27 protein-coding genes and 4 pseudogenes are annotated in these 25,877 nt (G+C 68.1%); 16 read left to right on the top strand and 15 right to left on the bottom strand.

What is annotated here, in order from left to right; genetic code table 11:
• Window positions 1-244 (bottom strand): annotated as a pseudogene (locus tag AC1D2O_RS36270) (DDE-type integrase/transposase/recombinase); the annotation flags it as partial.
• Window positions 245-409: 165 nt separating this feature from the next.
• Between AC1D2O_RS36270 and AC1D2O_RS36265 the strand changes: the two are divergent.
• From AC1D2O_RS36265 to AC1D2O_RS36255, 3 genes are read left to right on the top strand one after another with little or no spacing between them, the layout of a single operon-like run.
• Window positions 410-838, top strand: a complete 429-nt coding sequence (locus AC1D2O_RS36265) for a hypothetical protein (RefSeq protein ID WP_478091542.1) — start codon at window positions 410-412, stop codon at window positions 836-838.
• Window positions 832-1,209, top strand: a complete 378-nt coding sequence (locus AC1D2O_RS36260; protein ID WP_478158803.1) for a hypothetical protein — start codon at window positions 832-834, stop codon at window positions 1,207-1,209. Before AC1D2O_RS36265 ends, AC1D2O_RS36260 begins: the two co-directional genes overlap by 7 nt.
• Window positions 1,122-1,844, top strand: coding sequence for a hypothetical protein (locus tag AC1D2O_RS36255; RefSeq protein ID WP_478091538.1), 723 nt, complete (start codon window positions 1,122-1,124; stop codon window positions 1,842-1,844). Before AC1D2O_RS36260 ends, AC1D2O_RS36255 begins: the two co-directional genes overlap by 88 nt.
• 9 nt (window positions 1,845-1,853) lie before the next feature.
• On the opposite strand, the gene AC1D2O_RS36250 is transcribed toward AC1D2O_RS36255, so the two are convergent.
• From AC1D2O_RS36250 to AC1D2O_RS36240, 3 genes are read right to left on the bottom strand one after another with little or no spacing between them, the layout of a single operon-like run.
• Window positions 1,854-3,482, bottom strand: coding sequence for a rhodanese-like domain-containing protein (locus tag AC1D2O_RS36250; RefSeq protein WP_478091536.1), 1,629 nt, complete (start codon window positions 3,480-3,482; stop codon window positions 1,854-1,856).
• Complete coding sequence (locus AC1D2O_RS36245; RefSeq protein WP_478091535.1) at window positions 3,479-4,051, bottom strand: cysteine dioxygenase family protein; 573 nt, start codon at window positions 4,049-4,051, stop codon at window positions 3,479-3,481. The genes AC1D2O_RS36250 and AC1D2O_RS36245 overlap by 4 nt, the downstream gene beginning before the upstream one ends.
• Window positions 4,048-5,259: an acyl-CoA dehydrogenase family protein gene (locus AC1D2O_RS36240; protein ID WP_478158802.1), complete on the bottom strand. Its 1,212-nt coding sequence runs from the start codon at window positions 5,257-5,259 to the stop codon at window positions 4,048-4,050. Before AC1D2O_RS36240 ends, AC1D2O_RS36245 begins: the two co-directional genes overlap by 4 nt.
• Before the next feature lie 110 nt (window positions 5,260-5,369).
• Here AC1D2O_RS36240 and AC1D2O_RS36235 point away from each other — a divergent pair, with 110 nt between their 5' ends.
• The 8 genes from AC1D2O_RS36235 to AC1D2O_RS36200 all read left to right on the top strand — a co-directional run bounded on the left by AC1D2O_RS36235 (window position 5,370) and on the right by AC1D2O_RS36200 (window position 13,549).
• On the top strand, window positions 5,370-6,386 hold the full coding sequence (locus AC1D2O_RS36235; protein ID WP_478091532.1) for an ABC transporter substrate-binding protein: 1,017 nt from the start codon (window positions 5,370-5,372) through the stop codon (window positions 6,384-6,386).
• 156 nt (window positions 6,387-6,542) lie between these two features.
• Window positions 6,543-7,646 (top strand): LLM class flavin-dependent oxidoreductase, encoded by a 1,104-nt coding sequence (locus AC1D2O_RS36230; protein ID WP_478091530.1) that lies wholly within the window; start codon window positions 6,543-6,545, stop codon window positions 7,644-7,646.
• A gap of 34 nt (window positions 7,647-7,680) precedes the next feature.
• Window positions 7,681-8,517 (top strand): class II aldolase/adducin family protein, encoded by an 837-nt coding sequence (locus tag AC1D2O_RS36225; RefSeq protein ID WP_478091528.1) that lies wholly within the window; start codon window positions 7,681-7,683, stop codon window positions 8,515-8,517.
• Window positions 8,518-8,531: 14 nt separating this feature from the next.
• A complete protein-coding gene (locus AC1D2O_RS36220) occupies window positions 8,532-9,533 on the top strand; it encodes an ABC transporter substrate-binding protein (RefSeq protein ID WP_478158801.1) in 1,002 nt (333 codons plus the stop codon).
• Window positions 9,530-10,606 carry an ABC transporter permease gene (locus tag AC1D2O_RS36215; protein WP_478094354.1) on the top strand — a complete coding sequence of 359 codons (1,077 nt, stop codon included), beginning with the start codon at window positions 9,530-9,532 and terminating at the stop codon, window positions 10,604-10,606. Before AC1D2O_RS36220 ends, AC1D2O_RS36215 begins: the two co-directional genes overlap by 4 nt.
• Window positions 10,600-11,382 (top strand): ABC transporter ATP-binding protein, encoded by a 783-nt coding sequence (locus tag AC1D2O_RS36210; RefSeq protein WP_478094356.1) that lies wholly within the window; start codon window positions 10,600-10,602, stop codon window positions 11,380-11,382. Before AC1D2O_RS36215 ends, AC1D2O_RS36210 begins: the two co-directional genes overlap by 7 nt.
• 7 nt (window positions 11,383-11,389) lie before the next feature.
• A complete protein-coding gene (locus AC1D2O_RS36205) occupies window positions 11,390-12,550 on the top strand; it encodes a c-type cytochrome (protein WP_478158800.1) in 1,161 nt (386 codons plus the stop codon).
• Between the two features lie 36 nt (window positions 12,551-12,586).
• Window positions 12,587-13,549, top strand: coding sequence for an ABC transporter substrate-binding protein (locus AC1D2O_RS36200; RefSeq protein ID WP_478090951.1), 963 nt, complete (start codon window positions 12,587-12,589; stop codon window positions 13,547-13,549).
• A 55-nt stretch (window positions 13,550-13,604) separates the two neighbouring features.
• Here AC1D2O_RS36200 and AC1D2O_RS36195 read toward each other — a convergent pair whose 3' ends face one another.
• Together AC1D2O_RS36195 and AC1D2O_RS36190 are read right to left on the bottom strand one after the other, a co-directional pair.
• On the bottom strand, window positions 13,605-14,480 hold the full coding sequence (locus tag AC1D2O_RS36195) for an SDR family oxidoreductase (protein WP_478158799.1): 876 nt from the start codon (window positions 14,478-14,480) through the stop codon (window positions 13,605-13,607).
• Window positions 14,405-15,754 (bottom strand): 3-hydroxyacyl-CoA dehydrogenase, encoded by a 1,350-nt coding sequence (locus AC1D2O_RS36190; RefSeq protein ID WP_478158798.1) that lies wholly within the window; start codon window positions 15,752-15,754, stop codon window positions 14,405-14,407. The genes AC1D2O_RS36195 and AC1D2O_RS36190 overlap by 76 nt, the downstream gene beginning before the upstream one ends.
• A 122-nt stretch (window positions 15,755-15,876) precedes the next feature.
• On the opposite strand from AC1D2O_RS36190, the pseudogene AC1D2O_RS36185 reads away from it, so the two are divergent.
• From AC1D2O_RS36185 to AC1D2O_RS36170, 4 genes and pseudogenes are all read left to right on the top strand, one after another.
• A pseudogene (locus AC1D2O_RS36185) lies at window positions 15,877-16,063 on the top strand (IS21 family transposase); the annotation flags it as partial.
• Between the two features lie 268 nt (window positions 16,064-16,331).
• Window positions 16,332-16,823 carry a helix-turn-helix domain-containing protein gene (locus AC1D2O_RS36180; protein WP_478090957.1) on the top strand — a complete coding sequence of 164 codons (492 nt, stop codon included), beginning with the start codon at window positions 16,332-16,334 and terminating at the stop codon, window positions 16,821-16,823.
• Window positions 16,820-17,473, top strand: coding sequence for a nucleotidyl transferase AbiEii/AbiGii toxin family protein (locus tag AC1D2O_RS36175; protein ID WP_478090959.1), 654 nt, complete (start codon window positions 16,820-16,822; stop codon window positions 17,471-17,473). Before AC1D2O_RS36180 ends, AC1D2O_RS36175 begins: the two co-directional genes overlap by 4 nt.
• A 145-nt stretch (window positions 17,474-17,618) precedes the next feature.
• Window positions 17,619-17,933 (top strand): hypothetical protein, encoded by a 315-nt coding sequence (locus AC1D2O_RS36170; RefSeq protein WP_478090961.1) that lies wholly within the window; start codon window positions 17,619-17,621, stop codon window positions 17,931-17,933.
• 13 nt (window positions 17,934-17,946) lie between these two features.
• Here AC1D2O_RS36170 and AC1D2O_RS36165 read toward each other — a convergent pair whose 3' ends face one another.
• The 9 genes and pseudogenes from AC1D2O_RS36165 to AC1D2O_RS36125 form a co-directional block, all read right to left on the bottom strand.
• Window positions 17,947-18,801, bottom strand: a complete 855-nt coding sequence (locus tag AC1D2O_RS36165; protein ID WP_478090963.1) for an SDR family NAD(P)-dependent oxidoreductase — start codon at window positions 18,799-18,801, stop codon at window positions 17,947-17,949.
• A 101-nt stretch (window positions 18,802-18,902) separates the two neighbouring features.
• Window positions 18,903-19,872: pseudogene (locus tag AC1D2O_RS36160) on the bottom strand (NADP-dependent oxidoreductase).
• A gap of 91 nt (window positions 19,873-19,963) precedes the next feature.
• On the bottom strand, window positions 19,964-20,686 hold the full coding sequence (locus tag AC1D2O_RS36155) for an SDR family NAD(P)-dependent oxidoreductase (protein ID WP_478090965.1): 723 nt from the start codon (window positions 20,684-20,686) through the stop codon (window positions 19,964-19,966).
• Between the two features lie 63 nt (window positions 20,687-20,749).
• The gene (locus AC1D2O_RS36150; protein ID WP_478158797.1) at window positions 20,750-21,658 is read right to left on the bottom strand and encodes an alpha/beta fold hydrolase; all 909 of its coding nucleotides are present in this window, start codon (window positions 21,656-21,658) and stop codon (window positions 20,750-20,752) included.
• 66 nt (window positions 21,659-21,724) lie between these two features.
• The gene (acuI, locus tag AC1D2O_RS36145; protein ID WP_478158796.1) at window positions 21,725-22,711 is read right to left on the bottom strand and encodes an acrylyl-CoA reductase (NADPH); all 987 of its coding nucleotides are present in this window, start codon (window positions 22,709-22,711) and stop codon (window positions 21,725-21,727) included.
• A gap of 77 nt (window positions 22,712-22,788) precedes the next feature.
• On the bottom strand, window positions 22,789-23,367 hold the full coding sequence (locus AC1D2O_RS36140) for a TetR/AcrR family transcriptional regulator (protein WP_478093924.1): 579 nt from the start codon (window positions 23,365-23,367) through the stop codon (window positions 22,789-22,791).
• Window positions 23,368-23,396: 29 nt separating this feature from the next.
• Window positions 23,397-24,662, bottom strand: coding sequence for an NADH:flavin oxidoreductase/NADH oxidase family protein (locus tag AC1D2O_RS36135; RefSeq protein WP_478158795.1), 1,266 nt, complete (start codon window positions 24,660-24,662; stop codon window positions 23,397-23,399).
• Between the two features lie 7 nt (window positions 24,663-24,669).
• Complete coding sequence (locus AC1D2O_RS36130; RefSeq protein ID WP_478093920.1) at window positions 24,670-25,068, bottom strand: helicase; 399 nt, start codon at window positions 25,066-25,068, stop codon at window positions 24,670-24,672.
• A gap of 36 nt (window positions 25,069-25,104) precedes the next feature.
• A complete protein-coding gene (locus AC1D2O_RS36125) occupies window positions 25,105-25,770 on the bottom strand; it encodes an alpha/beta fold hydrolase (protein WP_478158794.1) in 666 nt (221 codons plus the stop codon).
• Between AC1D2O_RS36125 and AC1D2O_RS36120 the strand changes: the two are divergent.
• Window positions 25,752-25,877, top strand: a pseudogene (locus AC1D2O_RS36120) (IS5/IS1182 family transposase); the annotation flags it as partial. The gene AC1D2O_RS36125 and the pseudogene AC1D2O_RS36120 sit on opposite strands and share 19 nt — an antisense overlap.

The raw sequence follows: 25,877 nt of genomic DNA, 5'->3' as shown, positions 1-25,877 counted from the left end.
CGACGGTGATCTTCTCGGGTACGCCATGCAGTCCGATGGCCTGTTCTAGGAAACGACGCGCGGCGGCGCGGTCTCTCTTGGCGCGCAGCAGAAAGTCAACTGTGTCACCGTCTCGATCCACGGCTCGGTACAGATACTTCCACTGGCCGGCGACCTTGATATAGGTTTCGTCCATTCGCCAACTCGTGCCCACAGGGCGTTTGCGCCGCCGGAACACCGACGCCAGTACGGGCAGGATCTTGATTGCCCGTTGAAAGGAAAACCGCAACGCTCGCGCCGGTCACTAGCAACATGGCCCCGGCCACCTGCAGAGATACTGATCCACCCGAAATCACGGTTAGCATGAGCGTCGAAAAGATTGGCGTGGCATTGGAGAGCACGCCGATGATCCTCGCATCGCCGCGTCGCATTGCAACGCTCCGCGTTCCAGGCGGCGCAGAAGCTCGATCCCGAGTGCGCCATGTGCTTCTGGGGCGAGGCACTGGTGCTGGGCCCGAATATCAATGTCCCGATGATGCCCGAGGCCAATGCGCTGGCGCTGGCCGCGCTGTCCAGGGCGGTGGCCCTCAAGGGACGGGCGAGCGAGTTGGAGCAGATGCTGGTCGGCGCGCTCGAGAAACGCTACGCCGCCGATGCCCCGCCCGAGCGCAGCGCGCTGGATGGCGCCTATGCGGACGCCATGAAGGCCGTGGCGGCGCGATTCCCGACCGACGACACGCTGCAGGTGCTGTCTGCCGAAGCCGCCATGGACACGCAACCCTGGGACTACTGGCAAGCCGGCGGCGCCGAGCCGAAGGGACGCGGCGCCGAGATCGTCGCCACCTGGAGACGGTGCTGAAGCGCAACAACACCCACCCGGGCGCCATCCACCTGTACATCCACGCGGTGGAGGCGTCGACCCAGCCGGACCGCGCGCTGCCCTACGCGAAGCGGCTGGGCGCGCTGGTTTCCGGCGCCGGCCACCTGGTCCACATGCCCGCGCACATCTACTACCGCGTGGGGCTGTACCGCGAGTCGCTGGAGGCCAATCGGCGTGCGATCCAGGTCGACGAGACCTACTTCAGGACGCCGTCGGACCCGCTCTACAAGGCCGCCTACTACCCGCACACATCCATTTCGTTATGGTCTCGGCGCAGATGGGCAGCAACGGCGGCACGGCGATCGATGCGGCCGCGAAGCTCGACGCCTCGGTGCCCGCCGACCTGGTGAAGATGTTCCCCATCCTGCAGCCGATCAAGGCGGCGCACTACACGACACGCGCCCAGTTCAGCGACCCCAACACCATCCTCAGGCTGGCAGCGCCCTCCGACGACGTGGTGCTGGTGTCGACCATGTACCACTATGCGCGCGCCATCGCCTACGCGCAGCGCAAGGACAAGGCCGGGGCGCAGCGCGAGATCGACGCCATCGCCGCGATCGAGCGCACGGTCGACTTCAAGCCCTTCGAGGCCTGGGGGCTGCCGGCCAAGGAGATCGTGCGCACCGCGGGTCTGGTCGCCACCGGCCGGCTGGCCGATGCCGCGGGCGACCTCGAGGGTGCCGCCAAGGCCTACACCGAGGCCGTCGCCATCGAAGACGCGCTGGCCTACACCGAGCCGCCCTACTGGTACTACCCGGTGCGGCAATCGCTGGGTTCGGTCCGGCTGCGCCAGGGCAGGCTCGACGAGGCCGAGCAGGCGTTCAGGGATTCGCTGGCCCGGGTCCGGAACAACGGCTGGGCGCTGGCCGGCCTGGCCGAGGTCGAGCGCCGCAAGGGCGACGCCAACGCCGAGCGCGTGGCCCGGGAGGCCTATCGCCGCGCCTGGTTCGGCCCCAAGGACGGGCCCGATCTGGCGCGGCTCTGACCTGGGAGCTCAGAGCACGCGAAACCCGTGCGTGCCGTCGACGCCCAGCTGCGCCACCAGGCCGAACTCCCAGTCCAGATAGGCCTGCATCGCCGCGGCGGGCGCGTCGGTGCCTTCGTAGGGGCGGCGGTAGCGATCGGTGGCCGGTGTCGCGGCGCGCGGCAGGCCGCTCTCGGCCGGCAGTCCGGCCGCGAACCAGGCGGCATTGCCGCCCGCCAGCACGGCCACCTCGGCAGCGCTGCCGCGGACCGCGAGCGCGGCCCGCAGATCGGCGGCGGCGAAGCGCGCCAGCAGGCTGCTGCCGCAGGTCAGCACGTAGCGGCGCGCGGGCGGGATCGCGTCCAGGGCCTGCGCGAGCTGGGCGCGGATCGCGAACCAGGCGCCCGGGATATGGCGCTTCGCGTGCTGGAGGCTGGCCGTGACATCGATCACCCCGATATCGCCTGGCGCGGCCTGCAGTGCCTGCGCCAGCTCGGCCGGCGAGACCTCCGCCACCGGCGGTGCGGCCGGATGCCCGGCCGGCGCAGTGCCGATGGCGCTGCGTGCCGCCTCGGGCTGCGGCTGCGTGACGTAGACCTCCCATCCCATCTGCGCCAGCCACGAGGCCGTCATCGGCGCCCGCACGCCGTCGTCGTCGGCCAGCACGATGCGCGCCCCGCGCACCGGCACGTGATGGTCGGTCTCCTGCACCAGCTGGCCCCCGGGCGCGCTGGCGAAGTCCGGCAGATGGCCGGCCTCGTATTCCTGCGGCGTGCGCACGTCGAAGCGGTAGACGCTGCGGTCCGGCGCATCGAGCGTGGGCAGGGCGTCGAGGCCGATCCAGCGCACGCCCGCGCGGCGGGCCACGTCCTGCGCACCGGCCTGGGCGAGGGCGCGATTCGCCGCGCCCGGTGCGGGTGCCTGGCGCGCGGCCTCGTGATCCAGCACCTGCCCGGCGAGCTTCCAGCCGATGGTGCCGTTGCGCAGGGCCGCGACCGGATTGGGGATGCCGGCGTTGACCAGCGACTGCGTGCCGATGATGCTGCGCGTGCGACCCGCGCAGTTGACGATCACCCGCGTGGCCGGGTCGGGCGCCAGCTCGCGCACCCGCAACACCAGTTCGGCGCCGGGCACGCTGGTCGCGGTCGGAATGCTCATGGTCCGGTATTCGTCGAAGCGCCGCGCGTCGAGCATCACGACGTCGGCGCGCGCATCGATCAGCGCCTTGACCTCCTGCGCCGAGAGGGAGGGCGTGTGCCGCTCGTGCTCGACCAGTTCCCCGAAGGCCTTGCTCGGCACATTGACGTCGCGGAACAGCTCGCCGCCCGCGCGACGCCAGCCGTCGAGACCGCCTTCGAGCAGATGAACGCGGCTGTAGCCCAGCGCGGCGAGCCGGCTGGCGGCCAGCGGTGCGAGGTCGGCACCCGCGTGCTCTCCGTAGAGCACGAGGAGGGTGTCGCGGCGCGGAATGCGCCGCCAGGCGTCGAGCTCGATCCTCGACAGCGGCAGGTTCGCCGCCCACAGCGGATGGGCCTGCGCGAAGGGGTCTTCCTCGCGCACGTCGAGCAGTGCGATCTCGTGATGTGCCAGGAGCTGCGCCCGCACGTCGGCGAAGGACAGGGTGGGGAATCCAGTGGCTTGGGCGATGGCGGCGGTCATGTTCTGCGGAGATCGGGAAGCTGCGTGTTGGCGTAGCCCGAGACGAAGGGCTTGCGCCCGCCGGCGGCGGGATAAGTATGGCGCTGCACGGCGCCGATGTCGGCGCCATAGACATGGATGCTGATCGACACCCGGTCGTCGAAGGCGTTGTGCACGCGGTGCACGTCGCCCACCGTGGGCGACACCGCCTCGACATCGCCGGGGTCGAGCCGCAGCGGCGGCCCGTCGGCCGCCATCCGGCCGTCTTGCTCGCGATAGGGCTGGCTGTACTCGGCGCCGCGCAGCATGCCGATGAGGCCCCACACCGTGTGGTCATGCACCGGCGTGGCCTGTCCGGGCCCCCAGACGAAGCTCACGACCGAGAAGCGCCCGGCCGCGTCGGCATGCAGCAGGTACTGCTGGTAGCGCGCGGGATCGGGCTGCGCGAAGGCTTCCGGCAGCCAGTCGTCGCGCGACACCAGCCGGCGCAGCAGGCGGCCGCCCGCTTCGAGGATGTCGGCTTCGCCCGGGCGCCGATCGAGCAGGCGGGCGAAGTCGGCCACGAAATCGTGCAGCGGCGCCGCGCTCATCGCGCGGCCGCGGCGCCCAGGGCGCGCTTGCCCGCGGCCACCAGGATGGCGTCGTTCTGCGGCGTGTGGATGCGGCTGCACAGCACGTCGCGGTAGTGCCGCTCGAGCGGGTTGTGACGTGTCAGGCCGTGGTTGCCGCTCGATTGCAGCGTGAGCTCGACCGCGCGGATCGCCTGGGTCGTGACCGTGTACTTCAACAGGCCGCTGTCGGCTGCCGAAGGCGCGTGGCCGGCGTCGACTTCGGCGGCCGCCTGGTCGAGCAGCACGCGGTTGGTGCGCAGCAGGGCCTCGATCTCGCCGACCGTTTCCTGCATCCGCGGCAGGCTGGCCAGCGGCGCGCCCAGGCCGCTGGGGGCCCGGTGGTTGAGAAAGCCGAGCAGCCAGTCGCGCGCGGCCCGCGCCACCGCGTCGTACAGCGTGCCCAGCAGCACCACCATCCAGGCCTGCTGCGTCGCATGGGCATCGACGTCGGTCTGGCTGCCGGCGTCGGGTGCCCATTCGGCCGGCGGCCGCAGGTCGACCGCATGGTCGAGCGGGATGGCGACCTCCTCGAAGATCACCTCGTGGCTGCCCGATGCGCGCAGGCCCAGGTGGTCCCAGCTCGCGACCACGCGAACGCCCGGCGCGTCGCGCGGCACCAGGAAGACGCCGACGCGCGGCGACGGCTCGTCCGTGCGGCCCCACACCGACAGCCAGCGCAGTCCCTCGATGCCGGTGGTGTAGAGCTTGTGGCCGCTCAGCTGCCATTGATCGCCGTCGCGGCGCGCGGTCGTGGCGGGCAGGCCGCCGCGTGCGGGCGACCCCAGCGCGGGCTCCACGCGCAAGGCGTTGATCAATGCGCCATCGCGCACGGCGTCGCGCAGCACGCGTTCGCGCAGCCGGGCGGGCCAGCGGCTGTCGCTGCGGCTGATCGCGTGATGCTGCAGCCATGTCATCGTCAGGATCAGGGCGGTCGCGGGCTCGCCGTACGCGACCGCGGCGAGCACCCGGCGCGCCGCTTCGAGCGAGGCGCCGCCGCCGCCGTGCACACGCGGCGCGACCAGTGCGATCAGCCCCTGCGCATGCAGTGCGGCGAAGTTGTCGCGCGGGAAGCTGCCGCCGCGGTCGTGGTCGGCCGCCGTTTCGGCGAAGCGGGCGGACAGGCGCGCGAGCAGTGCGGCGTCCTCGTGGGGAGGCACCGGCAGGCGGCGCAGGGCTTGGGAACTCATGGCTTCGCACCTTAGCGCCCGCGGCGCGCCGGGCCAACGACGCAGGCCGCATATCCAAACTCGGAATCATGCGTTCGCTTTCGCACTTCGACGCCTTACGGTCTGGGTCCATGACATTGCCACCCCACCCCACCTCCGCCGCATGGTCGCGCCGCCGCTGGCTGCAGTCGGCGGGCGCCGCCAGCGCCCTCGGCGCCGCGAGCACGCTGGTCCGCGCGGCGACCCCGGACCTCTCGGGGCTCACGCTGCGCATCGGCACCTACAAGGGCCTCTGGCGCCCGCTGATCGAGGCCTCGGGCCAGGGCCGCACGCCCTACAGGATCGACTGGCGCGAGCTCAACAACGGCGTGCTGCACATCGAGGCCATCCAGGGCGACGCGCTGGACCTGGGCTCGGGCAGCGAGATCCCCGCCATCTTCGCTGCCCGGCAGAAGGCCAGGGTGCGCTTCATCGCCGTGATCCACGAGGACCTGAACAACCAGGCGACGCTGGCGCGCAAGGACGCGCCGATCAGGACCATCGCCGACTTCAAGGGCAAGCGCGTGGGCTATGTGCGGGCCACCACCGCCCACTACTACCTGAGCCAGCAGCTCGCGGAGGCGGGGCTGTCTTTCAGCGACATCCAGCCCGTCAACCTGAGCCCGGCCGACGGGCTCTCGGCCTTCGCCCGTGGCGACCTCGATGCCTGGGCCATCTACGGCTACAACGGCCAGCTTGCGCGCACCCAGCATGGGGCCCGGGTCATCAAGACCGGCAAGGGCTATCTCTCGGGCAACTTCCCGGTCTATGCCAATCCGCGCGCGGTGGACGACCCGTTGCGCCATGCCGCGATCACCGACTTCCTGCTGCGGCTGCAGCGCGCCTACGCCTGGGCCAACGACAACTACCTCGACTACGCGAAGGCGCAGTCGGCCGAGACCCGGGTGCCGGTGGGCGACATCATCGAGCTCTTCAATGGCCGCAGCAACGACTACGGACTGGGCCCGGTGACCCACGCCGCGGTACGCAGCCACCAGCAAGTGGCCGACACCTTCCAGAAGCTCGGCGTGCTCGACGGCCCCGCCGACGTGGCGCCGCTGTGGGACCGCAGCTTCGACGCCGCGCTGTCGCGCGCCAATCCGGCATGAATGGCCCCCACGCTCCCCACTGCGTGTGGTTCGCTGCCCCCCGAGGGGGCATCAGCAGGCCGCCCGTACGCGCGAAGCGCGGACTTCGCCGCGCGGGCGGCCCGGCGCCGGCCTGAACCGCTCTTTCACTCCCACTTCATCCAAGGACGCAACACCATGAGCAACATCGAATTCATCGGCATGATCCAGGCCCAGAAGGTCTCTGAAATCCATCCCGCACGCGGCCCTGCCATCGACCGCGACTACGTGCGCGCCTTCGCCCAGGCGCACGAGCAGGCCGGCTTCGACCGGGTCCTGGTGCCGCACCATTCCACCAGCCCGGATGCGACCCTGACCGTGGCCTACGCCGCCTCGGTGACCGATCGCATCCACTTCATGCTGGCGCATCGCCCCGGCTTCGTGAGTCCGACGCTGGCCGCGCGCCAGTTCGCCTCGCTCGACCAGTTCAGCGGCGGCCGGCTCGGCGTCCACTACATCTCGGGCGGCTCCGACGACGAGCAGAAGCGCGACGGCGACTGGCTCGACCACGACCAGCGCTATGCGCGCACCGACGAATACCTCGAGGTGCTGCGCAAGGTCTGGACGGCCGACCAGCCCTTCGACCACGAAGGCGCGCACTACCGCTTCAAGGACGCCTTCTCCGAAGTCAAGCCGGTGCAGACGCGCAACGGCAGGCCGCATGTGCCGGTGTATTTCGGCGGCGCTTCGGAGGCCGCGATCCCGGTGGCCGGCAAGCATGCGGACGTGTACGCGCTGTGGGGCGAGTCGCTGGACCAGGCGCGCGAACTCACCGGCCGGGTGCGCGCCGAGGCCGCCAGGCACGGGCGCCAGGTGCGCTTCTCGGTCTCGTTCCGTCCCATCCTGGCCGAGACCGAAGCCAAGGCCTGGGAGCGCGCCGACAGCATCCTGGCCGAGACCCGCCGCCTGCGCGTGGTGCAGGGCTTCGGTCGCGGCGGCCCGCTGCAGAGCGAAGGCGCCAGGCGCCTGCTGGCCGCCGCGGAGCAGGGGACGCGGCTCGACAAGCGGCTGTGGACCGCTGTCGCACAGGAGATCGGCGGCCGCTCGAACAGCACGGCGCTGGTCGGCACCCCGGAGCAGGTGGCCGATGCGCTGCTCGACTACCACGCGCTCGGCGTGACCACCTTCCTGATCCGCGGATTCGATCCGCTCGAGGACGCGATCGACTACGGCCGCGAACTGATCCCGCGCACCCGCGAGCTGGTGGCGCAGCGCGTCGCCGCGCAGCGCGAGGCCGCTTGACCTCGCCGTGCATCCACGTGCCCGAAGGAACCGCATGAGCGCCGTACTGGACATCGACCGCAGCGGGGAGCGCCCGGGCAGCCGGCTGGCCCTGAACCCGAACCCGCAGCGCAAGCACTGGTTCGATCCGCCCGCGCCGCGCGCCGGGGTGGAAGCCGAGCGCCGCCACCGGCAGGAGCGGCTGGCGGGCGCCTTCCGCCTGTTCGCCCGCTTCGGTTTCGCACAGGGCCTGGCGGGCCACATCACGGCGCGCGACCCCGAGCTGACGGACCACTTCTGGGTCAATCCGCTGGGCGTGCATTTCTCGCGCATCAAGGTGTCGGACCTGCTGCTGGTCAACGCCGCGGGCGAGACCGTGGTCGGCGAGCGCCCGCTGAACAAGGCGGCCTTCGCGATCCATGCCGCGATCCACGAACACAACCCGCAGATCATCGCGGCCGCGCACACGCATTCGACCTTCGGCAAGGCATGGTCGACCCTGGGCCGCAAGCTCGACACGCTGACGCAGGACGCCTGCGTGTTCCACGACGACCACGCGCTCTTCGACGACTTCACGGGCATGGTGGTCGACGAGAGCGAGGGGCTGCGCATCGCCAGGGCGCTGGGCGGGCGCAAGGGCGCGATCCTCAAGAACCACGGCATCCTGAGCGCCGGCCCGAGCGTGGAAGCCGCTGCCTGGTGGTACATCGCGCTCGACAACGCCTGCCACACGCAACTGCTGGCCGAGGCGGCCGGCAGCACGCCGCAGCCGATCGACGATGCGGTGGCGCGCCACACCCACCAGCAGATCGGCGGCCCCGAGGGCGCGCTGCATGCGTTCGAGAGCCTCTACGAAGGACTGGTCGAGGCCGAGCCCGAACTGCTTGACTGAACCGGAACCACAACATGAACAACCCTTCCTTCTCCCGACGCCGCGTGCTGCGTGTCGGCGGTGCCGCTGCCGTCGTCGCCTCCAGCGGCCTGATCGCCACTCGCGCCTGGTCGCAGCAACGCAAGCTGACGTTCGCGTGGAACGCCTCCGCCTTCTGCCTCTCGCCCGTGGTGGTGGCGCAGGAGCGCGGCATCTTCGAGAAGAACGGGCTGCAGGTCGACTTGATCAACTACACGGGATCGACCGACCAGCTGCTCGAATCGCTCGCCACCGCCAAGGCCGATGCGGCGGTCGGCATGATCCACCGTTGGCTGAAGCCGCTCGAATCGGGCTTCGACGTCAAGATCGTCGGCAGCTCGCACGGCGGCTGCGTGCGCCTGGTGGGCGTCAAGGAGGCCGGCGTCACGGATCTCCAGAAGCTCAAGGGCAAGACCATCGGCGTGTCGGACATCGCGAGCCCGGGCAAGAACTTCTTCTCGATCCTGCTCAAGAAGAACGGCATCGATGCCGACCGCGACGTCACCTGGCGCCAGTACCCGGCCGACCTGCTGGACATCGCGGTCAACAAGGGCGAGATCCAGGCGATCGCCGACGGCGACCCGACGCTCTACCTGATCGAGAAGCGCAACAAGGGGCGCTACCAGGAACTCGCATCGAATCTCTCCGGCGAGTACAAGGACAAGGTCTGCTGCATCGTCGGCGCCCGCGGCGAACTGGTGCGCAAGGAGAAGCCGGTGGTGGCGGCGCTGGTGCGCGCCATCGTGCAGGCCTCGGACTTCGTGGCCGAGAACCCGAACGAGTCGGCCAAGCTGTTCGCGAAGTATTCGCCGAAGGTGCCGGTCGAGGACTTGCAGGCGCTGCTCGGAACGCTGACGCACGCGCATCACCCGGTCGGCAAGAACCTGCGCGACGAGGTCGAGTTCTATGCCCGCGACTTCCGCTCGGTCGGCGTGCTGAAGTCGAGCACCGATCCGGCGCGGCTGGCCAACCACGTGTCGGTGGACGTGCTGGCATGACGACCGCCGAGAACATCCTCGGCGCGCCGCGGCCTCAGGCGGCGCCGGCGCGCCTGCCGGCCCGGCGCGACGCGCGGCCCGTTGCCACGCCCGCCGTGCTGGACGAGCCCGCCGTGACCGGCGTCTGGCGCACCGGCCTCGTCGCAGCCGCCGCATGGCTGGCGCTCGGCGTGCTGACCGTCTATTGGCCCAACCGCGAGGTCGGCTTCAGCGACTGGAACTTCACGCAGGAGTTCGGCATCGGCGCGATCGCCGTCGCCGTCGCTCTCGGGGTGCTGGCCTTGCTCGGCGCCCGCGCCGGACGGATCGGCCGCCAGCTGCGCCCGGCCGGGCAGTGGCTCATCGCCGCGCCGCTGCTGCTCGCGCTCTGGGAAGCGCTGACGGCCAAGATGGGCCTGCTGCCGCCGCCCTTCTTCGCGCCGCCGCAGAGCCTGCTCGATGTCGCCGTCGAGGACTGGAGCCGGCTCGGCCTCTCGACCGCGCATTCGCTGCGCCTGCTCGCGCACGGCTTCGTGCTGGGCGCGGGGGTCGGCTTCGCCACGGGTGTGTGGATCGGCTGGTCGCGCATCGCCGGCTACTGGGTGCATCCGGTGCTGCGCTTCCTCGGTCCGGTGCCGGCCTCGGCGCTGCTGCCGCTGGCCTTCTTCTTCGCGCCATCGAGCTATGCCGCGGCCGTGTTCCTGGTCGGGCTCGCCACCTTCTTCCCGGTGGCGGTGCTGACCTGGTCGGGGGTGGCCTCGGTGAACAAGAGCTACTACGACGTGGCGCGCACGCTGGGCGCGCCGGAGTGGTTCCTGGTGCTGCGGGTCGCGGTGCCGGCGGCGCTGCCGCAGGTCTTCGTCGGCCTGTTCATGGGGCTGGGGGCCTCCTTCTCGGTCCTCGTGACGGCCGAGATGATGGGCGTCAAGGCCGGCCTCGGCTGGTACCTGCAGTGGGCCCAGGGCTGGGCCGCCTACCCGAACATGTATGCGGCGCTGCTGGTGATGGCGGTGCTGTGCTCGGGCTTGATCACGCTGCTGTTCAAGGTGCGCGACCGTGCGCTGTCATGGCAGAAGGGGACCGTCAAATGGTGAGCGCCGCCACCGTCGCGCAGGCCGGCGCGCGCATCGACATCCAGGCGGTTAGCCACTGGTTCAGGCAGCAGGGCGGCGTGCTGCAGGTGCTCGACGGCATCGACCTGCAAGTGCGTGCGGGCGAGTTCGTCGCGCTGCTCGGGCCCAGCGGCTGCGGCAAGTCGACGCTGCTGCGGCTGGTGGCCGGACTCGAGCCTGCGACCACCGGCCGCATCACGCAGGACGACGTGCCGATCGCACGGCCCGATCCCTCGCGCATCGTCGTCTTCCAGGACCCGACGCTCTACCCCTGGCGCAGCGTCTGGGACAACGTGGCACTGGGCCTGCAGGCGCGCGGGCTGCTGAAGACGCAGCGCCGGCGCGTCGACGACGCGCTCGCGCTGGTCGGCCTCGGCGACTTCGCGAAGAGCTTTCCGCACCAACTGTCGGGCGGCATGGCGCAGCGGGTGGCGCTGGCGCGCGCGCTGGTCAACGATCCGCAGTTGCTGGTGCTCGACGAGCCGCTGGGCAAGCTGGACTCGCTGACGCGCATCGCCATGCAAAGCGAGCTGGTGAACCTGTGGCAGCGTGCCGGCTTCTCGGCGCTGCTGGTCACGCATGACGTGGAAGAGGCGCTGTTCCTCGCCAACCGCGTGATCGTGCTGAGCGACCGGCCGGCGCGCATCACGGCGGAGCTGGTGGTCGACCTGCCGTACCCGCGGCATCGCGGCCACCCGCGGCTGGCGGCGCTGCGGCACGAGGCGCTGCGGCACCTCGGCCTCGACGCGACCTGGTGACACCACGGTGGTCCGCACACCGGATGCCGCGTGGCTGGAACCGCTGGTCGGGTGGCTGCAGAGGGCGCAGGAAGGCCTGCTCGGGCTGCTGGCCTGGGCCGGCCTGGCCGGAACGAGCCATGGCCAGGCCGCCTGGCCCTGGGCGCTGCGGCTGTCGGGCGAGAACCTGCTGATCGACGCCGGACAGGCCAGGCGCCTGGCCCTGACCCTGCTCGTGCTGGCGCTGGCGGCGCTGGCGCTGCTGCTCGCGGGGCTCTGGCGCCAGCCGCGCTGGTTCTTCATTGCGGCGGTGCCGCTGCTGCTCGTCGCCGCGCCGTGGCCGCAGGCCGCGGTGCTGTTCGTGCCTGCGGTTCCAACGAGCTTTCACCGGTCGCCGACCGGGTTCGACGTGGCTTCGATGGCACGCGGCGGCGAACTCCATGCGCGGCACTGCGCCGCCTGCCATGGCGTCGACGGGCGCGGCCGGGGCCCGCTCGCCGCGGCCCAGCCGGTCTGGCCGCCGGACCTGGCCGGCCCGCTGCTCTGGCGGCGCGCCGATGGCGAGCTGCTCTGGCACCTGCTGCACGGCATGAAAGATCGCCACGGTGCCGCGACCATGCCGGCCTTTGCGCAGCTCGGCGACGGCGAGGCCTGGGCGCTGATCGACTTCATGAAGGCCCAGGCTGCCGGCCAGAGCCTGCGCGCGACCGGGGCCTGGGCAGGCCCCGTCGGCCTGCCCGATGTCGAGGTGCGGTGCGCAGGCCGGGCGCCGCGCCGGCTGGCGAGCTGGCGCGGCCAGCGCTTGCGCATCGTGGCGGCCGGCACGCCTCAGGCCGCGCTGCGCGAGGACCCGCGTGTGGTCACGGTGCTGCTGCGCCGCGAGGACGAGACGGCGTCGGGCGCCGGCGCCGAATGCATCGCCGAGTCCACGGCCGCCTGGAACGCGTTCTCGTTGATCGCCGGCACCGACCGGCTGGCCGGCACGCAGTGGCTGGTCGATCGCGACGGCTGGCTGCGCGCGCTCGGTTCACCGGGTCAGGCGGCCTGGTCGCAAGACGATCTGCTGTGCCGCACCGATGCCGGCGACGGCGGCGTGCCGGCCGTGCCGCCGGACGACAGCCTCGGCGCGCTCATCGCGCGCATGGACGCCGAGCCGGTGCGCTTCCTCAAGGGCGGCTTCGTCCATTGAGTTCCTTCATTCGCTTTCAACCTCGAGGAGTTCTTCATGAGTTGCGCACCGCGCCGTCAGTTCATCACCCATTCGCTGGCGGCCGCTGCGGCGCTGGCCTTGCCGGCCGCCGTGCTGCGCGCCCAGTCGCGCCCCGTGCTCAAGGCCGGCGACCAGAAAGGCGGGCTGCGCGCGCTGCTCGAGGCCGCGGGCGGACTGGAGAGCCTGGGCTATGACATCCAGTGGTCGGAGTTCCCGGCCGCCGCGCCGCTGGCCGAGGCGCTCCATGCGGGGGCCGTGGACTCGGGCCCGATCGGTGACGCGCCGCTGGTCTTCGCGCTGGCAGCCGGCACGCGCATCAAGGCGATCGGTGCGAACCGGTCCGACGCCTACGGCACCGCCGTGCTCGTGCGCCCCGATTCGCCGCTGAAGTCCGCCGCCGATCTCAAGGGCAAGAGCGTGGCGACCAACCGCGGCTCGATCGGCCACTACGTCACGCTGAAGGCCATCACCGCCGCCGGATTGAAGCCGCAGGACGTGACCCTGCGCTTCCTCGCCCCGGCCGATGCCAAGCTGGCCCTGACCCAGGGCGCCGTCGACGCCTGGGCCACCTGGGAGCCCTACACCGCCCTGGCGGAAACGAGCGGGCATGCGCGGGTGCTGGTGAGCGGGCGCGGGCTGTTGCCCGGCCTGAGCTACCTGGCCGCGACCGATGCCGCGATCGCGGCCAAGCGACCGGTGCTGCAGGACTTCCTGCGGCGCGTGGTCAAGGCCCAGGACTGGTCGTACCGCAATGTCGACGCGTTCTCGGCCACGCTGGCGAAGATCATCGGCATTCCGCCCGAGGCCGCGAAGCTGCAGTTCGAGCGGCGCCAGCAGCAGTGGGTGCCGATCGACGCCAAGGTGATCGCCGACCAGCAGCGCACCGCGGACTTCTACCACCAGGTGGGGCTGATCCCGCGGCCGCTGGAGGTGCGGCCGACCTTCGATACCGGCTTCGCGAGCCCGGAAAGAGCGTGAACAGGTCCTGATAGGGTCGCTGCCGTCAAAAGTGACGGAGTCACGGATTCCGTCGCTAGACCAGTCCGCCGTAGGCCCCGCCGTCCAGTTGCAGGTTCTGTCCGGTCATGAGGCCAGCCAGACGACCGCAGAGGAAGGCACAGGCGGCTCCGAATTCGGCGGGATCGCCAAGACGCTTGGCCGGCAAGGTGTCGGCGATGAGCCGCCGTGCCTCGTCGCGGGTGATGCCTTGTTCATGCATCAGCCGATGCGCCATGAATTCCTGGCGCGGTGTGTCGAAGCGCTCGGGCAGCAGGTTGTTGATGGTGACGTTGTCGATGATGGCCTCCCGCGACAGCGCCTTGGACAGCGCCGTCAGGCCGGCGCGCGCGGCCGTGGACAGCCCCATGGCCGGATGCGGTGACTTCACCATGGCCGAGGTGATGTTGACGATGCGCCCGAACTTGCGCGCGCGCATGCCGGGGATCGTGTCGCGCATGAGCAGTGCGGCGGCGAGCAGGTTGCTTTCCAGCGCACCGATCCAGGCGGGATGGTCCCAATCGGCCAACTGCCCGGGCGATGGCCCTGCGTTGTTGTTGACCAGGATGTCCGGTGCAGGGCAGGCGGCGAGCAGGGCCGCACGGCCGGCCTCGGTGTCGAGGTCCGCCCGCACGGGCGTGACTGAGGCTCCCGTGGCGTGCCGCAATGCTTCGGCCGCGCGCTCGAGCTTGTCGGCGTCGCGCCCGTTGATGAAGATTTCGCAGCCTTCCTGCGCGAGCGCCAGGGCGCAGGCATGGCCGAGTCCCTGCGAGGACGCGCAGACGATCGCTCGTCTTCCCTGAATTCCGAGATCCATGGTTGAGGTTCCCGGTCTATTCAGCCAGCCACCTGCAGGTCGGCAAAGGATCTGCCTTCGCGCGCCAGCTTCTCCAGCAACGGCGCGGGCGTCCACCAGAACCCGTCCTGCGCATGGAAGCGCCGGATGTCGGCCAGCACGTGGTCCAGCCCGATGCGGTCGGCCAGGTACATCGGGCCGCCATGGTGGCCCAGAAAGCCGTAGCCCGTGAGGTAGGTGATGTCGATGTCGCCCGGACGCAGCGCGATGCCCTGTTCGAGCAGCTTCGCACCTTCGTTGATCATGCCGTAGAGGCAGCGCTTGATGATCTCGTCTTCGGTCATTGGCCGGCGCTCGATGCCCATGCGTGCGGATTCCTCGACGATGAACTGTTCCACCTCGGGATCGCGCTGCGGGCTGCGGTCGCCCGACGCGTACCGGTACCAGCCCTTGCCGCTCTTCTGGCCGAAGCGGCCCAGGTCGCACAGTTTGAGGATCAGGTCGTTCCAGCGCCGATCGCCCGCGCGGGTGGCGATCTGGGCCTTGCGCGTCTGGTAGCCGACATCGTTGCCGGCCATGTCATGCACGGCGAAGATGCCCATGGCGTAGCCGAATTTCTTCAGCGCGGCGTCCACCTCGTGCGGCAGTGCGCCGTCTTCCACCAGGAAGTGCGCCTCGCGCGTGTAGTTGCGAAACAGCGCATTGCCGATGAAGCCCGGGTAGATGCGTGCCAGCACTGCGACCTTGCCCATGCGCCGGCCGAGGTCCATCAACGTGGCGACCACATCGGGTTCGGTTTTCGCTGCGCGCACCACCTCCAGCAGTTTCATTACATGCGCGGGGCTGAAGAAATGGGCGCCCACAACATCCTGGGGACGTGTGGTCGCGGCCGCGATCTCGTCCACATCGGGGCCCGATGTGTTGGTGGCGAGGATGGCGCCTGGCTTGGCCAGGGCGTCGAGTTCACGGAAGATGCCCTGCTTGAGGCCCATGTCTTCGAACACGGCCTCGATCACCATGTCGGCCTCCCGCACGTCGGCGATCTGAAGCGAGCCCGTGATCAGCGCCAGGCGCTGTTCCCTTTCGGTCGGGCCGAGCTTGCCGCGCGAGACGCTGCCGTCGTAGTTGTCCTTCACGCGCTGGAGGCCGCGCTCCAACCCCTGGGGGGTGGCGTCGATCAGCGTGACGGGAATGCCGATGTTGGCAAGCGACATTGCGATGCCGCCGCCCATGGTGCCAGCGCCGATCACGGCCACCTTGCGGATCGGGCGCAGCGGCGTGTCCGAAGGAATGTCGGGGATTCTTGCCGCTTCGGCGGCGGCGGACTTGGCGTGGGCGGCCGCGCGTTCGCGCTCGGCATCGCTGACGGTGAACAGATCGGTGGTACTCATGGTGTCCAGCCTGGTTGTCCTGCAGTTTCTTGGCTTTGCCGTCGACGAATTCGCGCAAGCGCTGCTCGGCCTGGTCCCGGAACGGGAGACGCCCTCTGTGTTCAGCCCCGATGTCGTCCCAACCCGGCGAGGCGATGCAGGTCGACTACGGCGAGGGCGCGCCCACGCGCGTGAAGGGCACCGAGCGCTTCCGCAAGCCGCGCCTGTTCGTGGCCACGTTTGCGCTATTGCCGGTTCCGGCGTTTCGTGTGGTCCAGCCAGGAAGTCTGGGCCCAGCTGCATGCGCGAGTCGAAAGAGCAGCCGGCGGCTGCGAAGACGGGGAGGCGGGTCTCCGACTGCGACGCCCGAGGTTGCTTGGGAACACCTGGACAGGCGTGCGTTGGCAGAGCCAGGGCGGTTTCAGCATGGACAGGAAGAGGTCCGTCGGAGCGACCGGGCCGCACTTGCCTCCGGCAGCGCCGGCGCGCCCCGTCGGTTTGCAGTGGCAGTTGCGCAGTCGGCGAGCGGCTTGGCGCTGACGTGTGAAACATCTAGAATGTCCAAAATATCAGACATATTTTGAACTGTTGACCTACCATGAACCTGATGGATATCGGCCATGCAGTCCGGATCCGGCGCATGGATCTGGGCTTGTCGCAGGTGCAGCTCGCGCACCTGAGCGGCCTGTCGCGCCAGACGCTGGTGGGACTGGAGAACGGAACCTTGAACGATCTCGGCGTCAACCGGGTCGCGCAGGTGTTGGCGGTCCTGGGCCTGGACACGCCTGAGCCATCCACGCAGGCCCGCGACAAGAAGCGCGGTCTGTGGATGGCGGCCAAGACAGCGAGCGTCAGCTACGCGCGCGAGCTGGCTCCTGAAACCCTGGGCCAGGCCTTGGCCAGCGGTGCCGTTCCCACGCCATTCGCCGCGCACTTGACCCATCTGCTCGACGAGGCCCCGGTGCCGATCGTCGTGATGGCGGTGGAGGAAGCGGCTTCAAGGGCGCATGTGTCGCCACGGCAGGTATGGCGCAACGTGGCGAAGCTCGCCAAGGCGCTGTCCGTGCACCGCCAGGGACTGTGGGCATGAAGGTGCAGTTGCCCGGTGGGGCCTGGGAGGCACTGTTTCCCCGGGCGCTGGTGCTGATCGACGAGATCAGCAGGCACGGCGGGCTCAGCGACCCGTTCTGGACGTTCGGTGGCGGCACCGTGCTGATGTTTCGCTACCGACACCGTCTGAGCAAGGACATCGACATCTTCGTCCCGGATCCCCAGTACCTCGGCTTTGTCACGCCTAGGCTGAGCGACGCGGCGGCGGACTTGACGGCCGATTACGTTGAAATGGCGGGCTCTTTCGTCAAGCTCCAATTCGAGGARGGTGAGATCGATTTCGTGGCCGCCCCCAATCTGTTGGACGATGCTTGGGAGGAATGGGACATTGGTGGCCGCCTCGTCAAGGTGGAGACGGCTGCCGAGATCATTGCGAAGAAGATGTACCACCGTGGCGACCGCGCTACGGCGCGGGACCTGTTCGACCTGGCCTTAGTGGCCGAACGCGAGCCGCAGGAACTGGCGCATGCCAGATCGTTCCTGCTGCGCCACCGGCAAGCCTTCCTGGCGCAGATTCAGGATCCACATCCCAGCCTGCGCGCCGGATTCGATGCCATCGCCACGCTGGAATACACCCCGAGCTTCGAGCACTGCGTGACGGTGGCCACCGAATACCTGCGCGGGTTGTGACTACCGAAAGATCAATCTCCGGCCGAAAGCAGAATCCAGGTCTGCGCCCATCGAAGAAAGTGGGGAAGCATCGGGCCAGCCCTCGCGGGCGATGCGCACGACCTGTTCGTTGCGAAGCGGCCGATTGCTCCTGAGGAGGCGCCGGTTGACCCGCGCATGGAGCGCGGCGAAGCGGTTGATCGAAAGCGGATGGTGCTCGGGCACATCGCCCGCAAAACGCGACCGAGGCAGCCTTCTCGCCGGGCATCTCCATGGCTGCCGAATTCAACATCAATCCGGTGAAATTCGAATGAAGTGGCGCAGTCCGTTCGCCAATGCGATCCGAAGGCGATGCGTTGTCAACGCTGCTTTCAAATGTCGCAGCGCCAGCGAAGTTGAAATGTCGCATTTCTGGCTTCTTCTGATGGGCCCGACGAACGCCGTGGCTGCCTTGCCTCAGGCGATCCGCTCACTTTGTTAGTTGCCTGCTTCTCTCAAGTCACTCTTCGCGCCGGCAGCGCCAACCGCGGCTTGCCGAGCACTTGAGACGCAACCCGCGACGCGAACCGCCGCGTCAAGAAACGCACGCCGAAGCACGACAGCTTGTTGAACAGGCCGGGCACCACCGTGCGCTTGCCGCGCAGCATCGCGCGGATCGCGGCGTGCGCCACGAACTCCGCGCTTTTCGTCGACGCGTTCGCGATCCACGAGTAGTCGCCACCTCCGGACGCGGCGTGGAACGCGGTTTCAGTGCCGCCAGGGCAGATGCAGGTCACCGACAGCGGCGTGCCGCGGTGCTCGTCGTGCAGGCCCTCGCTGAAGTTGCGGACGAAAGCCTTCGACGCGGCGTACAGCGCCATGTTCGGTACAGACTGGTACGCGCCGGTAGACGCGATGTTCACCATGTGCGCGGGTCTGGTGCCTGCCTTGCGCGCGTCGACGAAGCACCGCGCGAGCGCGACGAGCGAGGTCATGTTGAGTTGGACCAGCTCTGCGTCGCGCGTCCAGTCGACCTCGTCGAACCGGCGGAAGTAGCCGAACCCGGCGTTGTTGATCAGGATGTCGATCGGGCCGCCGGCGGTTGCGGCATCCCACAGCGTGCGCGCGGCATCGGGCTTACCCAAATCTGCGATGACGATCTCGACCTTCACGCCTTTGCAGCTTGCGGCGACCGCATCGAGTGCGTCGCGGCGCCGAGCCGTCAGCACGAGATCAACGCCGAGCGCCGCGAGCTCACGCGCGATGGCCGCGCCAATGCCGCTGGATGCGCCGGTCACCAGCGCGCGCTTGCCAATGCTGCCGGTTGTTTGTGTACTCAAATCGTTCTCCTTGTCGTGTAGATCGGCCAAGGAACTCCAAAACCTGCGAGGTGCGCGCGTCGGCCATACGATGGCGTGACCAGCCTGAAAAAGGGCTTGATCGAAGACGCTGGCGGAGGCATGCGAGGCAGCTAGATCACTTGCACCACGACCTTGCCCTTGGCGCGTCCGCTGTCGACGTAGGCCAATGCTTGGTGGGTGTCCTGAAACGGGAACACTTTATCGACGACCGGGCGGATGGCGCCTGATTCGACGAGGGACGTGATCTCGCGCAGCTGCGCCCCATCGGCCCGCATGAAGACGAAGGTGTATTGGCCCCCTTTCTTCTTCGCTTTGTTCCTGATGCCGAAACTCAGCAGGCGCAGCACCTGTTGGAGCGGCCAAGCCAGTCCTCGCGCAGCTGCGGAGATGCCCGCCCGGCTTGAGAATCTGCAGGGACTTCTTCAGCTCGTCATTGCCGAGGCTGTTCAGCACCACGTCGTAGTCACGAAGCACGGTGGCGAAGTCCTGCTGCTTGTAGTCGATGACGACGTCCGCGCCCAATGCCTTCACCCAGTCGATGTTGGCCGTACTGGTGGTCGTGGCCACGAACGCCCCGAGATGCTTGGCCAGCTGGATGGCGATGGTGCCGACGCCGCCGGAGCCGGCAGGGATCAGCACCTTCTGCCCCTTTTTCAGCTTGGCGGTTTCCACCAGCGTCTGCCAGGCGGTCAGCGCCACCAGGGGAAGGGAGGCGGCCTCAAGCATGCTGAGATTCCTGGGTTTCAGCGCCAGCGACGATTCCTTGACGGCAATGAACTCGGCGAAGGTGCCGATGCGATCATCGTCGGGGCGCGCATAGACCTCGTCGCCGGGCTTGAAGCTGCGAACGCGAGCGCCGACCCGCACGACTGTACCGGCTACGTCGTTGCCCAGAATAAGGGGGAGGCGGTAGGGAAGAATCAGTTTGAATTCGCCGCTCTTGATCTTCGTGTCCAGAGCATTGACGCTCGCCGCGTGGATCTGGATCAGAACGTCATCGTCCCGCACCTCCGGTTCGGGCATTTCGCCGATGCGGCCAGCTTCTTTCTTTCCATAGCGGTCGATGATGAATGTTTTCATGAGAGCGCTGTTCTCCAGAGTTGTTGAATGATGGGTTTCGGGGGCTGCCCGCAGGGTGAACTCTTGAGCCTTGGCGCTCGAGTCGACAGTGTTACCAGTTCTCCTTGAACGGCCGCAGGTCAAGCTCCTGCGTCCACGCCGATGTCGGCTGCCGGTGCAGCATCCAGTAGTTCTCGGCGATGGCGTCATAGCCGAGGAGTCCTTCCGCACCGGCACGCTCCACCCTTGCTGGAAAGGCGCTCTGAAGCCGGTCGCCGAGGATGCCACCGTCGATGACGACATGCGCGACGTGGATCCCCTTCGGACCGTACTCGCGAGCCATGCTTTGCGCGATCATGCGCAGCCCCGCCTTGGCGGCTGCGAAGTGGGCGTAGCCGGGCTTGCCGCGCAGGCTGCCGGAGGCGCCCGTAAAGATCACCGTGCCGCGCCCCAATGGAACGAGCCGGCGTGCGGCCTCGCGACCGACCAGGAAGCCGGAGTAGCAGCCGACGCGCCAGAAATCCTCGAACTGCGCAGCGGTCAACTGCGTGAAATCGATGACGGCGTTGTTGCCCGCGTTGGAGACGACGACATCCGCTGGCGCGCGACCCGGCCCCGGGTTCATCGCGCGGTCGAACGCGGCGATCACCTGTGCTTCGTCGGTCACGTCCGTCCGAAGCGCTTCGGCACTGCCAACGCCCGACGCGGTGATCTCGGCAACCACCGCCTCGATCTTGGCCGAGGTACGCCCTGCCACGATGACGTGGTACCCCTCGCGCGCGAAGCGCTTGCAGACGGCACCGCCGACGCCGCGCACCGATCCCACGCCGAACACGACTGCAGTTGGCTGATTCATTTCTTCGTCTCCATTCTGTTGATGAAAGTGGCCGTGCTTGCGTCATCGCACAAGCGTGCCTTGAACTGATGCGTTGTATTGGATCGTTTCAGCATTGAGAAGGGACAGCGCCTCTGGAACGAACGCGCTGTGGTACTGGAAGATCCCGCCATGCCCGGCGTCTTCGTAGATGATCAGTTTCGATCCCGCAATGCGGCGCGCCATGTCGTTGCTGTTCACGGTGGGCACCATGATGTCGTTGTCGCCATTGGCGATCAGCACCGGAATGCGGATGCTGCCCAGATCCTGGGGTGCCTGCCGGCCCCAGGCCTTGATTGCTTTCAACTGTCGCAAGAAGGCGCTGGGCGTCGGCCCCTTGTCCCGATCCGCCTTGCGCTCTTTCAGTCGCTCCAGGAAGGCCTTCGCGGCTTGGCGACCATTGGGTGAGGACGTGAAGAACAGGTAAGTCTTCGGATCCCGCAGCGTCAGCAAGCCCTTGATCATCAGCGGCCAGGAGATCGCCCCGACCTCGTCAATGCCCTTGCCGCCTGCGGGCCCCGTGCCGGTCAGGATGAGTCGGCGCACCAGGTCAGGGGCTTTCAACGTGATGTCCTGCGCCACGAAGCCTCCGAGGGAGAAGCCGAGCAGATCAATTTTCTTGAAGCCGAGCGCGTGGACCAGCGCGATGGCATCACGCGCCATGGCATCGATGGTCACGGGCGCGGTTCCGCCTGATGCGCCGATGCCCCGGTAGTCGGTGGCGATGACGCGATGCCTGCGGGCAAGGCCATCAACGATCCGCGGGTCGAAGTTGTCCAGTACCGCGCCCCAGTGGTTGAGCAGGATCAGTGGCACGCCATCGCGCGGCCCCAGGTCACGGTATGCGAACACCGTCCCCTCGACGTTGATCGATCGGGTGGGGGCGTTGGCGTAAAAGCTGCCCGCCCCCCGTTGTTTGTCGGCGTTGGTCATTGTCTATTCCATGTGTCTTATGCGGAGCGAAAAATCATGAGGAGCGCATGGCCGCCGAACTGATGGTTACCCGTTCACATCGACGATGGTGCGCCCCTGGACTTTTCCGGCGAGTACCCGGTCGGCGATGCCAGTCACTTCGGCCAGGCCGATTACCTGGGTCGTGCGTGCGAGCTTGTCCAGTTCCAGATCGCTGGCCAGCCGTGACCAGGCCTGTAGGCGCACGTGCTGCGGCGCATTGACCGAGTCGATGCCGGCAAGGGTGACGTTGCGCAGGATGAAGGGTAGGACCGAAGCAGGCAGATCCGCGCCCTGGGCCAGACCGAAAGCCGCGACCACCCCGCGATACTGGGTCTGCGCCAGCACGTTGGCCAGCGTATGGCTACCGACCGAATCAATGGCTCCGGCCCAGCGCTCCTTGGAGATCGGTGCGCCGGGTTCGCTCAGGGTGTGGCGGTCGATGATGTCAGCCGCACCAAGAGCGCATAGGTAATCGGCTTCCTCGAGACGACCAGTGGACGCGATCACCCGATAGCCGAGCTTGGAGAGCAGGGCGATCGCCACCGAGCCGGCGCCGCCGTTAGCGCCGGTCACCAGGATGTCGCCGCGCTCCGGCGTTAGGCCGCCATGTTCCAGCGCCAGCACGGACAGCATCGCGGTGTACCCAGCCGTGCCGATGGCCATGGCATCCCGGCTCGAAAAGACCTCCGGGATCTTGACCAGCCAGTCGCCGCTCACCCGCGCCTTCTGGGCGAAGCCGCCGTGGTGGGTCTGGCTCAGCCCCCTCCCGTTGGCCAGCACGCGGTCGCCGGCCACGATGCCGGGGTAGGTCGAGGTCTCGACAGTACCGGCAAAGTCGATGCCCGGAATCAGCGGAAACTGGCGAATGACCGGTGACCGGCCGCTGACAGCCATCGCGTCCTTGTAGTTCACCGTCGAATAGTCGATCGCGACGGTGACGTCGCCCGGCATGAGGTCGGCTTCGTTGAAGTCGACCAAGGCCGTGGAAATCACTTCGCCGGTCTTGGTGGCCAGCAGCGCCTTGAAGGTCATGTTCACTTCTCCTTTGAGGTTAGGGGTTTCATATGTTGAGCATCATGCTGACGCGCAAAAAAAGGGCGGATGCAAACTCAATCCTCCCCAGGGGCGAGATGCTTTCGCGCCGCCTCCAGCACCGATTTGGACAGAGGTTCTTCGTCGACCGCGCGCGCCAGTACCACCGCCCCAATCGTGGCGGCAGTCGCCAGGGCGCGCTCGTGCGCACCGGGCTGGCCCCGGTCGGCCGATTGGCGGGAAACGACGTCGATCATGTCTTTGATGCGGCGCGTGATTGCGCGCCGCACCGCCGGCGCCTGACGTGGCATCTCCGTTCCCAGGGCGGCGACCGGGCAGCCGACCTCCGGGTTCTTCACATGATCTTCTGACAGATACGCGCGGACCAGTGCCTGCGAGGATCGCTCGGCAGGCACTGCGGCCGTGATGCGCAAGAAGGTGGCGATGGCCTCGGCACCTGCGCGATCCGCCAATTCGGCCAGCATGGCCTCGCGCGAGGCGAAATGCGCATAGAACCCGCCGTGGGTGAGGCCGGCCTGCTTCATGATGTCGGCAATGCCGATGCCGTCATAGCCACAGCGGCGGATCGCGCGTGCGCCAGCTTCGACGATGCGCTCGTGTGTGGCTTCCTTGGATCGGATTGTGGATCGTTTCATATGGCGTTCACCAGCGATGAGTTCTGATCTCAATCCCTTGGCACTAAAGTACGCACCCGCAGGCGCCGCGTGCGAAAGGTGCCCCAGCCGTTGTTGAGCGCGGACTTCAGGAATGCCGGCAGCCCACCTTCGTCGGAACGTGGCGCCTTGCCTCTTGCAATGCGCTTGAGCTGGCGCGTGTACCAGAGCACCTCCATGATCCCCATGCGATCGACCGCCTTGATGCCGGTGCTGATGGGGCGCACCTGCTGGAGGCTGTCCCGCGATTGGAGCAGGGCGGCTGGCGCGTCGGGGTCGATCGCCAGCAGTCGCGCGAGGCCCACGAGATCGAGCGCGCCGGAGCGCAGGGCCGCGTTCATGCCGGCGGCCGTGCGAAAGCCGCCCGTGACCATCAGCGGCACCTTTACGGCGGCGCGCACCTTGCCGGCAAACTCGAGGAAGTAGGCTTCGCGGGCCACGGTGGAAGCCTTCTTTGCTTCCTGCATCGCACCGCTCATGGCGGGTGCCTCGTAGGTGCCGCCAGAGATCTCGACCAGGTCGATGCCCGCGTCGGCCAACTCGCGGATCGTCTCGAGTGACTCTTCCTCGGTAAAGCCTCCGTGCTGGAAGTCGGCCGAGTTGAGCTTGATGCCCACCGCGAACTCCGGACCGACCTGACGGCGGATCTCCGCATAGACGGCGAGTACGAAGCGCTGCCGCTTCTGGGGGCTGCCGCCCCACTCATCGGTGCGGCGGTTGTGGTGGGGGGAGAGGAACTGGTTGATCAGGTAACCGTGCGCACCGTGGATCTCCACGCCGCTGAAGCCAGCCTTCTTGCAGATCGCCGCACTGCGGCCGAAGCGTTCGATGACGTCCTCGATCTCGCCCGTCGTGGCTTCGCGTGGTGTCTCGAAGAAGGCAGCCATGTCCTCGCGGAAAGGAACGGCCGAGGGCGCGAGGTTGAACGCATTCAGCCCCTTGGTCGACTGTTTGCCCGGATGGTTGAGCTGGGCCCAGATGGCCGCCCCTTGCTCAGTCGCAGCTTGTGTCCACTGGCGCAGGACAGCCAAGTCCGACTCGTCCTCGATGACGACGTTGCCAGGCTCGCCCAATGCGCGGCGGTCAATCATCACGTTGCCCGTCATGATCAGTCCCAGGCCCGAGGCGCCCCAGCGTCGGTACAACTGCACCAGGTCGGAGGTCGGACGATTGTCGTAGGTGCCCAGCGCCTCGCTCATGGCCGCCTTGGCGAGCCGGTTGCGCAGCACGCTGCCATTGGGAAGTCGAAGGGGTTGGTTCAACAGATCGGCTTCCATGGGTGGCTCAGAACGTGGTGCGGTCATAAGGGGAGACGGCCTTCGGCGGCTGCAGGAATGCCGTCAGGCCCTGGAACCACATCACCTCCAGGAAATTGCCGCTGATGGTCAAGTCCTTGCTGCCCAGGCCTCTCAGGAAAGCGGCCGGACTGTCCTTGGCCGAAAGGATCGAGAAGCCTTTGCCGGCATCCTTGAAGCTGAAGGTGAAGCGCGGCTGGTCCACGAGCCCGGCCACGGAGCGGATGGCGCCATTGCGGATCACGAAGGTGCGGCCGACACCCGCGTCGGTGCGGATCTGGAACACCAGTTCCTTGCCCGCGACGTAACGTGCGCAGTCGGGGTTGTTCTTGATCTGCCGCTGCAGCAGTTGGGTGAACATCCACAGCAGGAATTTGAACTTGAGCATGGTCGGTGGCTTCGGGACGATGGATCCGGGCTGCCGTTACTCACCGAGGAAGTGCACGGCGTGGTGCAGAAAGCGCTGCGGATACTGGAACTGCGCGCCGTGCCCGGCATCGGGGTAGATGAACAGCTGCGCGTTGGGGATGTTGCGCGCCATGTAAAAAGAATTGACCGTCGGGATCATCACGTCGTGCACGCCGTTGAGGATGAACGTCGGCTGCTGGATACCGCGCAGGTAAGCAAACGGATCGTCTTCAGCAACCTTGGGCAGGTAGTGCATGTTGGCTTCGATCTGCGCAGAGGCCACTTCGTGGGACGAAGGCGGATCCTGATCGGCGCGCCGGTGGCGGCGTTCCCAGAACTCGCGGGCGGCCTGTTTGGCGGCCTCGGACCGGCCGAAGAACAGGTACTCGAAGTCTTCGTACACCGGTACCGGTCGTGGCGCCGTGGTCAAGACCTTGGGTTCCATATCGGGGTCGCCGCCCCGCGGGCCGGTTCCAAGCAGCATCAGCTTGCGCACCAGATTCGGATGGCGCCAGGTCAGGTCCAGCGCCTGGAAGCCACCGAGCGAGAAGCCCAGGACGTCGATCTGCTGCAAGCCTAGCAGGCTGCTGAAATACCTCACCGGATGGTCCCCCGAAAGTGGGCCTGAGGCGTTGTCTTCGCAGACCCACGAAACCTGCTCCGATGCGCGGCCCTGACACATTCACCGAAGGTTTGTTTACCATGAGACGGCTGGACGATTTCGTTCCAGCGAATCATCCGCTACGCCGCATCCGGGTGATGGTCAACGAGGCTCTGGCCAAGATGGAT

It is taken from the genome of Variovorax sp. P1_G12 (assembly GCF_056405555.1).
This window is presented reverse-complemented; position numbering and strand designations above follow the sequence as displayed.

Coding starts and splice junctions, on each gene's coding strand:
- AC1D2O_RS36255 (WP_478091538.1), top strand. CDS start 1,122: ATGGTCTCGGCGCAGATGGGCAGCAACGGCGGCACGGCGATCGATGCG.
- AC1D2O_RS36250 (WP_478091536.1), bottom strand. CDS start 3,482: ATGACCGCCGCCATCGCCCAAGCCACTGGATTCCCCACCCTGTCCTTC.
- AC1D2O_RS36245 (WP_478091535.1), bottom strand. CDS start 4,051: ATGAGCGCGGCGCCGCTGCACGATTTCGTGGCCGACTTCGCCCGCCTG.
- AC1D2O_RS36240 (WP_478158802.1), bottom strand. CDS start 5,259: ATGAGTTCCCAAGCCCTGCGCCGCCTGCCGGTGCCTCCCCACGAGGAC.
- AC1D2O_RS36235 (WP_478091532.1), top strand. CDS start 5,370: ATGACATTGCCACCCCACCCCACCTCCGCCGCATGGTCGCGCCGCCGC.
- AC1D2O_RS36230 (WP_478091530.1), top strand. CDS start 6,543: ATGAGCAACATCGAATTCATCGGCATGATCCAGGCCCAGAAGGTCTCT.
- AC1D2O_RS36225 (WP_478091528.1), top strand. CDS start 7,681: ATGAGCGCCGTACTGGACATCGACCGCAGCGGGGAGCGCCCGGGCAGC.
- AC1D2O_RS36220 (WP_478158801.1), top strand. CDS start 8,532: ATGAACAACCCTTCCTTCTCCCGACGCCGCGTGCTGCGTGTCGGCGGT.
- AC1D2O_RS36215 (WP_478094354.1), top strand. CDS start 9,530: ATGACGACCGCCGAGAACATCCTCGGCGCGCCGCGGCCTCAGGCGGCG.
- AC1D2O_RS36210 (WP_478094356.1), top strand. CDS start 10,600: ATGGTGAGCGCCGCCACCGTCGCGCAGGCCGGCGCGCGCATCGACATC.
- AC1D2O_RS36200 (WP_478090951.1), top strand. CDS start 12,587: ATGAGTTGCGCACCGCGCCGTCAGTTCATCACCCATTCGCTGGCGGCC.
- AC1D2O_RS36190 (WP_478158798.1), bottom strand. CDS start 15,754: ATGAGTACCACCGATCTGTTCACCGTCAGCGATGCCGAGCGCGAACGC.
- AC1D2O_RS36180 (WP_478090957.1), top strand. CDS start 16,332: ATGAACCTGATGGATATCGGCCATGCAGTCCGGATCCGGCGCATGGAT.
- AC1D2O_RS36150 (WP_478158797.1), bottom strand. CDS start 21,658: ATGACCAACGCCGACAAACAACGGGGGGCGGGCAGCTTTTACGCCAAC.
- acuI (WP_478158796.1), bottom strand. CDS start 22,711: ATGACCTTCAAGGCGCTGCTGGCCACCAAGACCGGCGAAGTGATTTCC.
- AC1D2O_RS36140 (WP_478093924.1), bottom strand. CDS start 23,367: ATGAAACGATCCACAATCCGATCCAAGGAAGCCACACACGAGCGCATC.
- AC1D2O_RS36135 (WP_478158795.1), bottom strand. CDS start 24,662: ATGGAAGCCGATCTGTTGAACCAACCCCTTCGACTTCCCAATGGCAGC.
- AC1D2O_RS36130 (WP_478093920.1), bottom strand. CDS start 25,068: ATGCTCAAGTTCAAATTCCTGCTGTGGATGTTCACCCAACTGCTGCAG.
- AC1D2O_RS36125 (WP_478158794.1), bottom strand. CDS start 25,770: ATGTGTCAGGGCCGCGCATCGGAGCAGGTTTCGTGGGTCTGCGAAGAC.